This is a genomic window from Streptomyces sp. NBC_00090 (genome assembly GCF_045160815.1).
Lineage (GTDB): Bacteria > Actinomycetota > Actinomycetes > Streptomycetales > Streptomycetaceae > Streptomyces.
The window spans coordinates 3,535,933-3,550,215 of record NZ_CP108224.1; the positions used below are offsets into that span (position 1 = coordinate 3,535,933).

Consider the following 14,283-nt stretch of genomic DNA (forward strand, 5'->3'; position numbering starts at 1 on the left):
TCAGCTCGGTCCCGCCTTGTAACCGACACCACGGACGGTCACCACGATCTCCGGGCGCTCCGGGTCCTTCTCGACCTTCGAGCGCAACCGCTGGACGTGCACGTTCACCAGCCGGGTGTCGGCCGCGTGCCGGTAACCCCAGACCTGCTCCAGCAGGACCTCACGGGTGAACACCTGCCACGGCTTGCGCGCCAGCGCGACGAGCAGGTCGAACTCGAGCGGGGTCAGGGCGATGGACTGCCCCTCCCGCTTCACGGAGTGCCCGGCGACATCGATGACCAGGTCACCGATGGTGAGCTGCTCCGGCGCCGGCTCCTCGGACCGACGCAGCCGCGCCCGGATACGGGCGACGAGCTCCTTTGGCTTGAACGGCTTCACGATGTAGTCGTCGGCCCCGGACTCCAGGCCCACCACCACGTCGACAGTGTCGCTCTTCGCGGTGAGCATGACGATCGGCACACCCGACTCGGCCCTGATGAGCCGGCACACCTCGATGCCGTCCCTTCCGGGCAGCATCAGGTCCAGCAGCACCAGGTCCGGCTTGGCCTCCCTGAATGCGGCAAGCGCCTTGTCACCGTCCGCGACGAACGACGGATCGAACCCTTCACCCCGCAGCACGATGCCGAGCATCTCGGCCAGTGCGGTGTCGTCGTCGACGACGAGAACGCGTCCCTTCATATCGACATCATCCCATTAGCCAATCGTTACCTGCCGTGACCTGTCCCACAGCGTCTCCCCCAGCCTGGGCCACAACCTCGTGGGTCGCGCTCCGCTCGGCCCGCCGTCGCACGGGTCGCGCGTCCAGATCGGGCATTCGCACAGTGTGCCGTCTCACGTCCACACAATGAAGGTCCGGACAAAGGTACGAAGGAGAAGGCCGCTCCCGCCCACGGGCGGGCCCCGCGTGGCACGATGGCACCCGGCCCGCCGCCGTGTCAGGTGTCGGCCGCCGTGACCGAGCCGGTTCGCCGATCCGGCACCGCGACCATTCCTCCGAGGTGGACGACCGTGAACGACACTCCGGGCTGGACCTCGCCCGGATCCGCCCCCTCCGACGGCCAGGACGGCTCCGGGATCCCCCGGCCCACCACGCCCGCCGACGCGAACGGCTCCGCCCCTCAGTGGTCCAAGGACCAGCCGCCCGCCGGCCAGTGGTCCCCGCCCACCGGCCAGACGCCGCCCCCGGCGCCCGGCCGGAACTGGGGAGCCCCGCCGCCGAACGCCCACTGGGGCAGGCCGCCGGCCGCGAAGCCGGGTGTGATCCCGCTGCGCCCGCTGGGCATGGGCGAGATCCTCGACGGCTCGGTGAAGACCCTGCGCACCTACTGGCGCACGGTCCTGTCCATCACGGTCACGGTCGCGGTGATCTCCCAGATCGCCGACATACTGGCCCAGCGGTTCCTCGTCCCCACGACACCGGGACTCAGCGCCGACGCCACCCCCGCCGAGGAGCTGGAGCAGTCCCTCCAGGCGGCCCAGGACTCCCTGATCGGCCTCGGCCCCGCCCTGCTCGTCACGCTGATGGCCTCCCTGGTCTGCGCGGCACTGCTGACCGTCGTCATCAGCCGCGCCGTCGTGGGCCGACCGGTCACGCTCGGCGACGCCTGGCACGAGGCCCGCCCTCGGCTCCTCCAGCTCATCGGGCTGACGCTCCTGATGGCGGCCCTGAGTGCGGCCGTCATCCTCGTCGGCCTGCTGCCCGGCCTCCTGGTCGGGGGAGCCCCGGGCGTCGCTCTGACCCTGCTCGGCGGGCTCGGCGCCGTCGTGGTGGTCGTCTGGCTGATGATCCGCTTCAGCCTCGCCTCCCCCGCCCTGATGCTGGAACGTCAGGGCATCGTGAAGTCCCTGAAGCGCTCGGCCAAGCTGGTGCAGGGCTCGTGGTGGCGGATCTTCGGCATCACCCTGCTCACGCAGCTGCTGATCTTCATCTTCGCCATGATCATCGCGATCCCGTTCGCCATCGTCGGCATCGCCGTCGACGGCGACGGCTTCTCCGGCCTGCTCTCCGGCTCCACCACCGCCTTCGGCTGGCCGTTCCTGATCATCACGGGCATCGGCGGCGTGATCACCAGTGCGATCACCTACCCGATCTCGGCCGGCGTGACCGTCCTGCTCTACGTGGACCAGCGCATCCGCCGCGAAGCCCTGGACCTCGAACTGGCCCGTGCCGCCGGCCTCCCCGGCTACGGCCCCACTCCGGGCGACGAGACCGTCGGGGGCTGATTCCTTGACGGTCCCGGGGGGAACGACCGCGAAGCTCACACACCCGCGCGCCGACGGCGACGTACCGGTGGACATCTCCCGCATCCCCGCCCGCGAGGCGGCGGAGCGGGAGCTGTCCGAGCCGATGTACCACGAGAACGACCCGAACCTCCTCCAGCGCGGGCTCGACCGCTTCTGGGAGTGGGTCGACGATCTCTTCGGCGCGGCTTCCGGAGCCACCCCGGGCGGCGTCCTGGGCCTCGTCGCGATCGTCCTGGTCGTCCTCGCCCTGGTCGCCGCCCTGTGGTGGCGACTCGGCACCCCCCGCAGGGCCCCCGGCACGGCCGGCGACTCCCTCTTCGCGGACGGCCCCCGCACCGCCGCCGAGCACCGCTCGGCCGCCGACCGCCACGCCGCCGCCGGCCGCTGGAACCAGGCCGTCCAGGAACGGATGCGGGCCATCGTCCGCTCCCTCGAAGAGCGCGTCCTGCTCGACCCCCGCCCCGGCCGCACCGCCGACGAGGCCGCCGCCGAGGCCGGCCGCTCACTCCCCTCCCACGCGGACGCCCTCCGCCTCGCGGCCCGCGTCTTCGACGACGTCACATACGGCGGCCGCACCGCCGACGAACCCGCGTACCGCCGCATCGAGGAACTGGACACCGCCCTGGAGCGGACCCGCCCCACCCTCGACACCACGTCCACGGGGGCACCCGCATGAGCCGACCGGCCGTCGACTCCACCTCGACCGCCCTGTCCGCCCGTCAGATCTGGACCCGGGCCCGTGGCGCGGCCCTCGTCGTCGCCCTGATCCTGATCGGCGGCATCGCGCTCGCGACGATCCGCTCCACCGAGTCCCACGGCACCCTCGACCCCCGCTCCGCCGACCCCACCGGCAGCCGCGCCGTCGCGGAGCTCCTCGAGAAGCTCGGCGTCACGGTCACCGTCGCCACCACGCTCGACGAGGCCACGACCGCCGCGGACGCCCGAACCACGCTCCTGGTCACCACCCCTGATTTCCTGACGCACACTCAGCAGACCGCGCTCCGCTCGGCCATGACGAGTTCCGCCGGTCGCACCGTCCTCCTCGGCGCCGGCCCGGCCTCGCTCGACACCCTGGCCCCGGAGGTCACCTCCGCCGGCAGCGCCCCCGTGACGGACCTCGCCCCCACCTGCACCCTGCCCGCCGCCACCCGCGCCGGCAGCGTCGCACTCGGCGGCGAGCGCTACACCACCGACCCCGGCACCGCGGCCGACGCCTGCTACCCCTCCGACGGCCAGCCGACCCTGGTCCGCCTTCCCGGCTCCGACACCACCGACACCGTCCTCCTCGGCTCGCCCGACATCCTCTACAACAACCGTCTCGACCAGCAGGGCAACGCCTCCCTCGCCCTGCAACTCCTCGGCTCCCGGCCCCATCTCGTCTGGTACCTCCCCTCCCTCGCCGACACCTCGGCCACCACCGACGCACCCGCCGGCGACACCACGGGCAACTTCCTCTCGCTCATCCCCTCCGGCTGGCTGTGGGGCACGCTCCAACTCGCCGTCGCCGCACTGCTCGCCGCCGTCTGGCGCGGCCGTCGCCTCGGCCCCCTCGTGACCGAACGACTCCCTGTCGCCGTCCGCGCTTCCGAGGCCACCGAGGGCCGCGCCCGCCTCTACCGCAAGGCCAACGCCCGCGACCGCGCCGCCTCCGTCCTGCGCACCGCGACCCGCGCCCGCATCGCCCCCCTCCTGGGCGTCGCCGCACAGGACGCCCACTCCTCCGAGCGCCTCCTCCCCGCGCTCTCCGCCCGTCTCCCCGAGACCACCGCGGACCCCAGGACTCTCCTCTTCGGCCCGGCTCCCGCCGACGACGCCACCCTCATCCGCCTGGCGGACCAACTCGACGCCCTCGAAAGAGAGGTACGCACCTCATGAGCGCCCCGACCCCCGAGACCGCTACGAACTCGGACAGCGCCCGCGCCTCCCTGGAGGCCCTGCGCACCGAGATCGGAAAGGCCGTGGTCGGCCAGGACCCCGCCGTCACCGGTCTCGTCGTCGCCCTGCTCTGCCGGGGGCACGTCCTTCTCGAAGGCGTCCCCGGAGTCGCCAAGACCCTGCTGGTCCGCTCGCTCGCCGCCGCCCTCGAACTCGACACCAAGCGCGTCCAGTTCACCCCCGACCTGATGCCGAGTGACGTCACCGGCTCCCTGGTCTACGACGCCCGGACCGCAGAGTTCTCCTTCCAGCCCGGCCCGGTCTTCACCAACCTGCTGCTCGCCGACGAGATCAACCGCACGCCCCCGAAGACCCAGGCCTCCCTCCTGGAGGCGATGGAGGAACGCCAGGTCACCGTCGACGGAACGCCACGCGCCCTCCCCGAGCCCTTCCTGGTCGCAGCGACCCAGAACCCCGTCGAGTACGAGGGCACCTACCCGCTCCCCGAGGCCCAACTGGACCGGTTCCTGCTGAAACTGACGGTCCCTCTGCCCTCACGCGCGGACGAGATCCATGTCCTCACCCGTCACGCCGAGGGCTTCGATCCCCGCGACCTGAAGGCCGCCGGCGTCCGCCCCGCCGCAGGTCCCGCCGAGCTCGAAGCCGCCCGGGCCGCCGTTGCCAAGGTCTCGGTCTCCGCCGAGATCACCGGCTATGTCGTCGATATCTGTCGTGCCACGCGTGAATCCCCCTCACTCACGCTCGGGGTCTCCCCCCGAGGCGCCACCGCACTGCTCTCCACCGCCCGCGCCTGGGCCTGGCTCACCGGCCGGGACTACGTCACCCCGGACGACGTGAAGGCCCTCGCTCTCCCCACCCTGCGTCATCGCATCCACCTGCGGCCCGAGGCCGAGATGGAGGGAGTCACCGGTGACTCCGTCATCAACTCGATCCTCGCCCACGTCCCCGTCCCCCGCTGAGAACGGCGCCCCATGGCCCTCACCGGACGAACCGCGCTGCTCGCCGCCCTCGGATCGCTCCCCGTCGGCATCCTCGCCCCCAGCTGGGCGGGGATGCTCGTGGTGAACGCGCCTCTCTCACTAGCAATTCTGTGCGACTACGCCATGGCCGCGCCAGTGCGAACGCTCCAGTTCACCCGAAGTGGTGATACGTCCGTTCGACTCGGTGACGCGGCAGAAGTCCAGCTCACGGTGACCAACCCGTCCCGCCGCCGCCTCCGCGCCCAGCTCCGCGACGCCTGGCCGCCCAGCAGCTGGCTGCCCTGCACCGAACAGGCCGCGTCCCGACAGGAACTGACGGTTCCCGCCGGCGAGCGCCGCCGCCTCACCACGAGCCTGCGCCCGACCCGGCGCGGCGACCGGCGAGCAGAACGGATCACCGTCCGCTCCTACGGTCCTCTCGGCCTCGCCGCCCGCCAGGGAAACCACGAGGTCCCCTGGACGGTCCGCGTCCTGCCCCCCTTCACCAGCCGCAAGCACCTCCCGTCCCGCCTGGCCCGCCTCCGTGAACTCGACGGCCGCACCAGCGTGTTGACCCGCGGCGAGGGAACCGAGTTCGACAGCCTCCGCGAGTACGTGCCCGGTGACGACACCCGCTCGATCGACTGGCGGGCGACCGCCCGCCAGACCGCCGTGGCCGTCCGCACCTGGCGCCCGGAGCGCGACCGTCACATCCTCGTCGTCCTCGACACCGGTCGTACCTCGGCCGGCCGCGTCGGCGACGTCCCGCGCCTGGACGCCGCCATGGACGCCGCTCTCCTCCTCACCGCGCTCGCCTCCCGCGCAGGCGACCGCGTGGACCTCCTGGCGTACGACCGCCGCCTCCGCGCCCAGGTCCAGGGCCGCTCCGCGGGTGACGTCCTGCCCGCCGTGGTCAACGCGCTCGCTCCGCTCGAACCGGAGCTGGTGGAGACCGACGCCCGCGGCCTCGCGGCGACGGCTCTCTCCCGCGCCCCACGCCGCTCGCTCATCGTCCTTCTGACAGCCCTCGACGCGGCCCCGATCGAGGAGGGCCTCCTCCCGGTCCTGCCGCAGCTCACCCAGCGTCACACGGTCCTGCTGGCCTCCGTCGCCGATCCCCACACCGCCGCGATGGCCGCCACGCGAGGCACGATCGAAGGCGTCTACGAAGCCGCCGCGGCCACCCAGGCCCAGGCCCAGCGCGCCCGTACGGCGGACCAGCTGCGCCGCCACGGCGTCACCGTCGTCGACGCCTCGCCCGACACCCTCGCCCCGGCCCTGGCGGACGCCTATCTCGCACTGAAAGCAGCCGGCCGCCTCTGACCCGAGCCATCCCGTCGTCGACACACCCGTATCGAAAGGTTCCGGCCCCGGAACGCAGAAAAGCCCCGCACCATAAGGTGCGGGGCTTTCCCACAATGATTGTTCGGCGGCGTCCTACTCTCCCACAGGGTCCCCCCTGCAGTACCATCGGCGCTGAAAGGCTTAGCTTCCGGGTTCGGAATGTAACCGGGCGTTTCCCTAACGCTATGACCACCGAAACACTATGAAGATATGAACCGCCGCACCACCCAAAGGGGGGCGTGTTCGTTACTTCAGAACTAACACAGTGGACGCGAGCAACTGAGGACAAGCCCTCGGCCTATTAGTACCGGTCAGCTCCACCCATTACTGGGCTTCCACATCCGGCCTATCAACCCAGTCGTCTACTGGGAGCCTTACCCTCTCAAGGAGGTGGGAATACTCATCTCGAAGCAGGCTTCCCGCTTAGATGCTTTCAGCGGTTATCCCTCCCGAACGTAGCCAACCAGCCATGCCCTTGGCAGGACAACTGGCACACCAGAGGTTCGTCCGTCCCGGTCCTCTCGTACTAGGGACAGCCCTTCTCAATATTCCTGCGCGCGCAGCGGATAGGGACCGAACTGTCTCACGACGTTCTAAACCCAGCTCGCGTACCGCTTTAATGGGCGAACAGCCCAACCCTTGGGACCGACTCCAGCCCCAGGATGCGACGAGCCGACATCGAGGTGCCAAACCATCCCGTCGATATGGACTCTTGGGGAAGATCAGCCTGTTATCCCCGGGGTACCTTTTATCCGTTGAGCGACGGCGCTTCCACAAGCCACCGCCGGATCACTAGTCCCGACTTTCGTCCCTGCTCGACCCGTCGGTCTCACAGTCAAGCTCCCTTGTGCACTTACACTCAACACCTGATTGCCAACCAGGCTGAGGGAACCTTTGGGCGCCTCCGTTACCCTTTGGGAGGCAACCGCCCCAGTTAAACTACCCATCAGACACTGTCCCTGATCCGGATCACGGACCGAGGTTAGACATCCAGCACGACCAGAGTGGTATTTCAACGGCGACTCCACCATGACTGGCGTCACGGCTTCAAAGTCTCCCACCTATCCTACACAAGCCGAACCGAACACCAATATCAAACTGTAGTAAAGGTCCCGGGGTCTTTCCGTCCTGCTGCGCGAAACGAGCATCTTTACTCGTAGTGCAATTTCACCGGGCCTATGGTTGAGACAGTCGAGAAGTCGTTACGCCATTCGTGCAGGTCGGAACTTACCCGACAAGGAATTTCGCTACCTTAGGATGGTTATAGTTACCACCGCCGTTTACTGGCGCTTAAGTTCTCAGCTTCGCCACACCGAAATGTGACTAACCGGTCCCCTTAACGTTCCAGCACCGGGCAGGCGTCAGTCCGTATACATCGCCTTACGGCTTCGCACGGACCTGTGTTTTTAGTAAACAGTCGCTTCTCGCTGGTCTCTGCGGCCACCCCCAGCTCACGGAGTAAATCCGATCACCAGTGATGGCCCCCCTTCTCCCGAAGTTACGGGGGCATTTTGCCGAGTTCCTTAACCATAGTTCACCCGAACGCCTCGGTATTCTCTACCTGACCACCTGAGTCGGTTTAGGGTACGGGCCGCCATGAAACTCGCTAGAGGCTTTTCTCGACAGCATAGGATCATCCACTTCACCACAATCGGCTCGGCATCAGGTCTCAGGCTTAATGCGTGACGGATTTGCCTATCACACGCCCTACACCCTTACCCCGGGACTACCACCGCCCGGGCTGGACTACCTTCCTGCGTCACCCCATCGCTTACCTACTACCACCTTGGGTCGACGGCTCCACCACTTTCCTTTCCCCGAAGGGTCCGGAACGGCTTCACGGCCTTAGCATTAATGGGCTCGATATTGGGCGTTTCAAAGCGGGTACCGGAATATCAACCGGTTGTCCATCGACTACGCCTGTCGGCCTCGCCTTAGGTCCCGACTTACCCTGGGCAGATCAGCTTGACCCAGGAACCCTTAGTCAATCGGCGCACACGTTTCTCACGTGTGTATCGCTACTCATGCCTGCATTCTCACTCGTGAACCGTCCACAACTCGCTTCCGCGGCTGCTTCACCCGGCACACGACGCTCCCCTACCCATCACAACACCCGTTGGGGCTATACGCTGCAATGACACGACTTCGGCGGTACGCTTGAGCCCCGCTACATTGTCGGCGCGGAATCACTTGACCAGTGAGCTATTACGCACTCTTTCAAGGGTGGCTGCTTCTAAGCCAACCTCCTGGTTGTCTCTGCGACTCCACATCCTTTCCCACTTAGCGTACGCTTAGGGGCCTTAGTCGATGCTCTGGGCTGTTTCCCTCTCGACCATGGAGCTTATCCCCCACAGTCTCACTGCCGTGCTCTCACTTACCGGCATTCGGAGTTTGGCTAAGGTCAGTAACCCGGTAGGGCCCATCGCCTATCCAGTGCTCTACCTCCGGCAAGAAACACACGACGCTGCACCTAAATGCATTTCGGGGAGAACCAGCTATCACGGAGTTTGATTGGCCTTTCACCCCTAACCACAGGTCATCCCCCAGGTTTTCAACCCTGGTGGGTTCGGTCCTCCACGAAGTCTTACCTCCGCTTCAACCTGCCCATGGCTAGATCACTCCGCTTCGGGTCTTGAGCGTGCTACTGAATCGCCCTATTCGGACTCGCTTTCGCTACGGCTTCCCCACACGGGTTAACCTCGCAACACACCGCAAACTCGCAGGCTCATTCTTCAAAAGGCACGCAGTCACGACCCATTGGGTAAACCCAATGAGCGACGCTCCCACGGCTTGTAGGCACACGGTTTCAGGTACTATTTCACTCCGCTCCCGCGGTACTTTTCACCATTCCCTCACGGTACTATCCGCTATCGGTCACCAGGGAATATTTAGGCTTAGCGGGTGGTCCCGCCAGATTCACACGGGATTTCTCGGGCCCCGTGCTACTTGGGTGTCTCTCAAACGAGCCGCATGAATTTCAGCTACGGGGGTCTTACCCTCTACGCCGGACCTTTCGCATGTCCTTCGCCTATCCATACGGTTTCTGACTCGTCTCACAGCCGGCAGACTGTGAAAGAGAGATCCCACAACCCCGCATGCGCAACCCCTGCCGGGTATCACACGCATACGGTTTGGCCTCATCCGGTTTCGCTCGCCACTACTCCCGGAATCACGGTTGTTTTCTCTTCCTGAGGGTACTGAGATGTTTCACTTCCCCTCGTTCCCTCCACATGCCCTATGTGTTCAGGCATGGGTGACAGCCCATGACGACTGCCGGGTTTCCCCATTCGGAAACCCCCGGATCAAAGCCTGGTTGACGGCTCCCCGGGGACTATCGTGGCCTCCCACGTCCTTCATCGGTTCCTGGTGCCAAGGCATCCACCGTGCGCCCTTAAAAACTTGGCCACAGATGCTCGCGTCCACTGTGTAGTTCTCAAACAACGACCAGCCACCCATCACCCCACCGGACAAGCCGATGAGTTCACTGGGGCCGGCATCACGAAGGCAACGACCATACGGCCGCACCCTCAGATACCCAACAACGTGCCAAGCGTGAGCCACCCACCGGACTCTTCTTTCCACGCCGAAGCAGTACTCGAAGAACCATCAGGTTCGCTCACGCCAACTAATCAACGTTCCACCCATGAGCTGACCGTGCAGAACATTTGCCTGCAATCGGTACTGTGCTCCTTAGAAAGGAGGTGATCCAGCCGCACCTTCCGGTACGGCTACCTTGTTACGACTTCGTCCCAATCGCCAGTCCCACCTTCGACAGCTCCCTCCCACAAGGGGTTGGGCCACCGGCTTCGGGTGTTACCGACTTTCGTGACGTGACGGGCGGTGTGTACAAGGCCCGGGAACGTATTCACCGCAGCAATGCTGATCTGCGATTACTAGCAACTCCGACTTCATGGGGTCGAGTTGCAGACCCCAATCCGAACTGAGACCGGCTTTTTGAGATTCGCTCCGCCTCACGGCATCGCAGCTCTTTGTACCGGCCATTGTAGCACGTGTGCAGCCCAAGACATAAGGGGCATGATGACTTGACGTCGTCCCCACCTTCCTCCGAGTTGACCCCGGCGGTCTCCTGTGAGTCCCCATCACCCCGAAGGGCATGCTGGCAACACAGGACAAGGGTTGCGCTCGTTGCGGGACTTAACCCAACATCTCACGACACGAGCTGACGACAGCCATGCACCACCTGTATACCGACCACAAGGGGGGCACTATCTCTAATGCTTTCCGGTATATGTCAAGCCTTGGTAAGGTTCTTCGCGTTGCGTCGAATTAAGCCACATGCTCCGCTGCTTGTGCGGGCCCCCGTCAATTCCTTTGAGTTTTAGCCTTGCGGCCGTACTCCCCAGGCGGGGAACTTAATGCGTTAGCTGCGGCACCGACGACGTGGAATGTCGCCAACACCTAGTTCCCAACGTTTACGGCGTGGACTACCAGGGTATCTAATCCTGTTCGCTCCCCACGCTTTCGCTCCTCAGCGTCAGTAATGGCCCAGAGATCCGCCTTCGCCACCGGTGTTCCTCCTGATATCTGCGCATTTCACCGCTACACCAGGAATTCCGATCTCCCCTACCACACTCTAGCCTGCCCGTATCGGATGCAGACCCGGGGTTAAGCCCCGGGCTTTCACACCCGACGTGACAAGCCGCCTACGAGCTCTTTACGCCCAATAATTCCGGACAACGCTTGCGCCCTACGTATTACCGCGGCTGCTGGCACGTAGTTAGCCGGCGCTTCTTCTGCAGGTACCGTCACTTTCGCTTCTTCCCTGCTGAAAGAGGTTTACAACCCGAAGGCCGTCATCCCTCACGCGGCGTCGCTGCATCAGGCTTTCGCCCATTGTGCAATATTCCCCACTGCTGCCTCCCGTAGGAGTCTGGGCCGTGTCTCAGTCCCAGTGTGGCCGGTCGCCCTCTCAGGCCGGCTACCCGTCGTCGCCTTGGTAGGCCATTACCCCACCAACAAGCTGATAGGCCGCGGGCTCATCCTTCACCGCCGGAGCTTTTAACCAGCCTCCATGCAGAGGCCGGTGTTATCCGGTATTAGACCCCGTTTCCAGGGCTTGTCCCAGAGTGAAGGGCAGATTGCCCACGTGTTACTCACCCGTTCGCCACTAATCCACCCCGAAGGGCTTCATCGTTCGACTTGCATGTGTTAAGCACGCCGCCAGCGTTCGTCCTGAGCCAGGATCAAACTCTCCGTGAATGTTTACCCGTAATCGGGTCGACACCACGAGAGCGGAACGATCGAGTCGGAATAAGACCGATCGTTCACAGCGTCCTCGCTGTGTGCCACCCGGCTAGGGGTGGACTTTTTCAAAGGAACCTCGACCATCCGAAGATGGACGGGGTATCAACTAATCTGGCGTTGATTTTTGGCACGCTGTTGAGTTCTCAAGGAACGGACGCTTCCTTTGTACTCACCCTCTCGGGCTTTCCTCCGGGCTTCCCTTCGTTCTTGCGTTTCCGACTCTATCAGATCTTTCCGATCCGATTTCCTCGGTGCTTTCCGGTCCCATTCGCTTTCGCTCCGGGCCCTTCCGGCTGTTCCGACTTTATCAGAATCATTTCGGCCGACCTAATCGGTGACTTTCATGATTCGGATGAGAATCGAAATGACTCCGTGGAATCGAAATTCCTGTTGGAGTGAGTGAGATTCTACTAGCTTGCTGCCGAGCTGTCCAGCTCTAGGCAACCGTTTAAATCTACCTCCCCACAGCCACCGTGTCAACGGCTTTTGTGGGCACCGGAGGAGGCTAGCAGGTCAGCGGGGTGGTCCGCACATCAGGAGGCGGTGGGGAGCTCGGCGCTGCGATCGGGTGTGTCGAGGTCGCCGGTGGCGCCGGCGCGGGAGGCTCGGCCGCCCAGGACGTAGACGTAGGCGAGAAACGCCAGCTCAGCGACGATGCCGATGGTGATGCGGGCCCAGGTCGGCAGGCCCGAGGGGGTGACGAAGCCTTCGATCAGGCCCGAGACGAAGAGGACGAGTGCCAGGCCGATCGCCATGCCCACGGCTGCGCGCCCCTGTTCCGCGAGGGCGGCTCGGCGGGTCCTGGGGCCCGGGTCGATGAGGGTCCAGCCGAGGCGGAGGCCCGTGCCGGCGGCCACGAAGACCGCGGTCAGTTCGAGGAGCCCGTGGGGCAGGACCAGGCCCAGGAAGACGTCGAGGCGGCCGGCGGAGGACATGAGGCCTATGCCTACGCCGAGGTTCAGCATGTTGAGGAAGAGGATCGCGAGGACCGGGATGCCCAGGAACGCTCCCAGGACCAGGCACATGGCGGCGGCCTGGGCGTTGTTCGTCCAGACCTGGGCGGCGAAGGAGGCCGCCGGGTGGCTGGAGTAGTACGTCTCGTACTGGCCGCCGGGGCGGGTCATCTCGCGGAGTTCGGTGGGCGCGCCGATGGACGCCTGGACTTCCGGGTGCGTACCGATCCACCAGCCGATGAGGACGGCCAGGAGGGTGGAGAGGACCGCGGTCGGGATCCACCAGTGGCGGGAGCGGTAGACGGCGGCGGGGAAGCCGGCCGTGAGGAAGCGGGCCGCGTCGCGCCAGGAGGCGCGGCGGGTGCCGGTGACCGTGGCGCGGGCGCGGGCGACGAGCTGGGTGAGGCGGGCCGTGAGCTGGGGGTCCGGGGCGGTGGACTGGACGATGGAGAGATGGGTGGCCGTGCGCTGGTAGAGGGAGACGAGTTCGTCGGCTTCGGCGCCGGTGAGCCTGCCGCCCCTGCGGAGGAGGTGGTCGAGGCGTTCCCACTCGGCGCGGTGGGCGGAGACGTAGACGTCGAGGTCCATGATCGGCTGCTGCTCCAGGCACTGGCTGCGGACGGGTCCGTACTACTGCGGCGCGCTGCGGGTCAGCTTGGCAGACTGGCGTTCGGAGGGGTCGCGAAGGTCGAAGAAGGGTGGGCGCCGTGAGTGGGCTTGTGACGGGGGACGCCGTCGTACTGGGGTTGCCGTCCGCGCGGCTGCCGAGCCGGGCGTTGGCGGTGCTCATCGACCTCGTCGTGGTGTGGGCCGTCTATCTGCTGATCACGATCGGGCTCACCTTCGCGACGGCGTCCTTGGACGAGGCGGCGGCGATGGCTGTCTCGATCGCCTGTTTCCTGCTCGTGCTGGTGGGGGCGCCGATCGCGGTGGAGACGCTGTCGCACGGACGGTCGCTGGGGAAGCTGGCCTGTGGGCTGCGGGTGGTGCGGGACGACGGGGGGCCGATCCGGTTCCGGCACGCGCTGGTCCGGGGGGCGATGGGGGTCGTGGAGATCCTGATGACCTTCGGGGTCGTCGCCTGTATCGCTTCGCTCGTGTCCGAGCGGGGGCGGCGGCTCGGCGACGTGTTCGCGGGGACCCTCGTGGTGCGGGAGCGCGTACCCGCGGCGCGGGCCCTGGCGGTGCCTCCGCCGCCGCCGTGGCTGGTGGGGCGGTTCGCCGGGCTCGATCTGTCGGCGGTGCCGGAGGGGCTGTGGCTGGAGATACGTCAGTACCTGACGCGCGCTCGTGAGCTGGACCCGTTCGTGGGGCGGCGGCTCGCGGAGCGGCTGGCCGACGAGCTGGTGGCGCGGACCGGGACGCCTCCGCCGCCGGGGGTGCCGGCCGACGCGTATCTGGCGGGGGTGGTCGCCGAGCGGCAGGCCCGGGACGCCCGGAAGGCGTTCTCCTCGTCGGGGGAGGGTGCACCGGGGGTTGTCGTTCCTGCGGTGGCCGCTCCGGCGGTGGTCGCGCCGGCGGTGGTCGCGCCGGCGGTCGTGCCGCCCGTTGTTCCGTCGGGTGTTCCCGCGGAAGAGGAGGCAGGGCGGCCGCGGGCCACCGGGTTCGCTCCGCCCGCCTGA

The 14,283-nt window shown here is 66.4% G+C and carries 8 protein-coding genes and 3 rRNA genes; 6 read left to right on the forward strand and 5 right to left on the reverse strand.

The genetic code is table 11. The features are described 5' to 3' along the window. Positions 1-678, reverse strand: a complete 678-nt coding sequence (mtrA, locus tag OG361_RS15495; protein ID WP_024758631.1) for a two-component system response regulator MtrA — start codon at positions 676-678, stop codon at positions 1-3. A 330-nt stretch (positions 679-1,008) separates the two neighbouring features. Between mtrA and OG361_RS15500 the strand changes: the two genes are divergently transcribed. From OG361_RS15500 to OG361_RS15520, 5 genes are read left to right on the forward strand one after another with little or no spacing between them, the layout of a single operon-like run. After that, positions 1,009-2,223 carry a glycerophosphoryl diester phosphodiesterase membrane domain-containing protein gene (locus OG361_RS15500; protein WP_405853957.1) on the forward strand — a complete coding sequence of 405 codons (1,215 nt, stop codon included), beginning with the start codon at positions 1,009-1,011 and terminating at the stop codon, positions 2,221-2,223. 4 nt (positions 2,224-2,227) lie between these two features. Then, the gene (locus tag OG361_RS15505; RefSeq protein ID WP_405853959.1) at positions 2,228-2,920 is read left to right on the forward strand and encodes a DUF4129 domain-containing protein; all 693 of its coding nucleotides are present in this window, start codon (positions 2,228-2,230) and stop codon (positions 2,918-2,920) included. Continuing rightward, positions 2,917-4,119: a DUF4350 domain-containing protein gene (locus OG361_RS15510; protein ID WP_405853960.1), complete on the forward strand. Its 1,203-nt coding sequence runs from the start codon at positions 2,917-2,919 to the stop codon at positions 4,117-4,119. Before OG361_RS15505 ends, OG361_RS15510 begins: the two co-directional genes overlap by 4 nt. Further along, a complete protein-coding gene (locus tag OG361_RS15515; RefSeq protein WP_405853962.1) occupies positions 4,116-5,099 on the forward strand; it encodes an AAA family ATPase in 984 nt (327 codons plus the stop codon). Before OG361_RS15510 ends, OG361_RS15515 begins: the two co-directional genes overlap by 4 nt. Before the next feature lie 12 nt (positions 5,100-5,111). Continuing rightward, positions 5,112-6,422 (forward strand): DUF58 domain-containing protein, encoded by a 1,311-nt coding sequence (locus OG361_RS15520; protein ID WP_405853964.1) that lies wholly within the window; start codon positions 5,112-5,114, stop codon positions 6,420-6,422. 101 nt (positions 6,423-6,523) lie between these two features. Here the strand turns inward: OG361_RS15520 and rrf are convergent. From rrf to OG361_RS15540, 4 genes are all read right to left on the reverse strand, one after another. Next, positions 6,524-6,640: ribosomal RNA gene (gene rrf, locus OG361_RS15525) — 5S ribosomal RNA — on the reverse strand. A gap of 84 nt (positions 6,641-6,724) precedes the next feature. After that, positions 6,725-9,848 (reverse strand): 23S ribosomal RNA (locus tag OG361_RS15530). Between the two features lie 289 nt (positions 9,849-10,137). After that, a 16S ribosomal RNA gene (locus OG361_RS15535) occupies positions 10,138-11,663 on the reverse strand. The 16S, 23S and 5S rRNA genes sit together here, the layout of an rRNA operon. Positions 11,664-12,241: 578 nt before the next feature. Then, on the reverse strand, positions 12,242-13,249 hold the full coding sequence (locus OG361_RS15540; protein WP_405853966.1) for a stage II sporulation protein M: 1,008 nt from the start codon (positions 13,247-13,249) through the stop codon (positions 12,242-12,244). A gap of 119 nt (positions 13,250-13,368) precedes the next feature. Here OG361_RS15540 and OG361_RS15545 point away from each other — a divergent pair, with 119 nt between their 5' ends. Then, a complete protein-coding gene (locus OG361_RS15545) occupies positions 13,369-14,283 on the forward strand; it encodes an RDD family protein (protein ID WP_405853968.1) in 915 nt (304 codons plus the stop codon).

What these genes read in the sequence shown, in the direction of transcription:
- OG361_RS15515 (WP_405853962.1), top strand. Translation starts at nt 4,116, where the DNA reads ATGAGCGCCCCGACCCCCGAGACCGCTACGAACTCGGACAGCGCCCGC.
- mtrA (WP_024758631.1), bottom strand. Translation starts at nt 678, where the DNA reads ATGAAGGGACGCGTTCTCGTCGTCGACGACGACACCGCACTGGCCGAG.
- OG361_RS15540 (WP_405853966.1), bottom strand. Translation starts at nt 13,249, where the DNA reads ATGGACCTCGACGTCTACGTCTCCGCCCACCGCGCCGAGTGGGAACGC.
- OG361_RS15520 (WP_405853964.1), top strand. Translation starts at nt 5,112, where the DNA reads ATGGCCCTCACCGGACGAACCGCGCTGCTCGCCGCCCTCGGATCGCTC.
- OG361_RS15510 (WP_405853960.1), top strand. Translation starts at nt 2,917, where the DNA reads ATGAGCCGACCGGCCGTCGACTCCACCTCGACCGCCCTGTCCGCCCGT.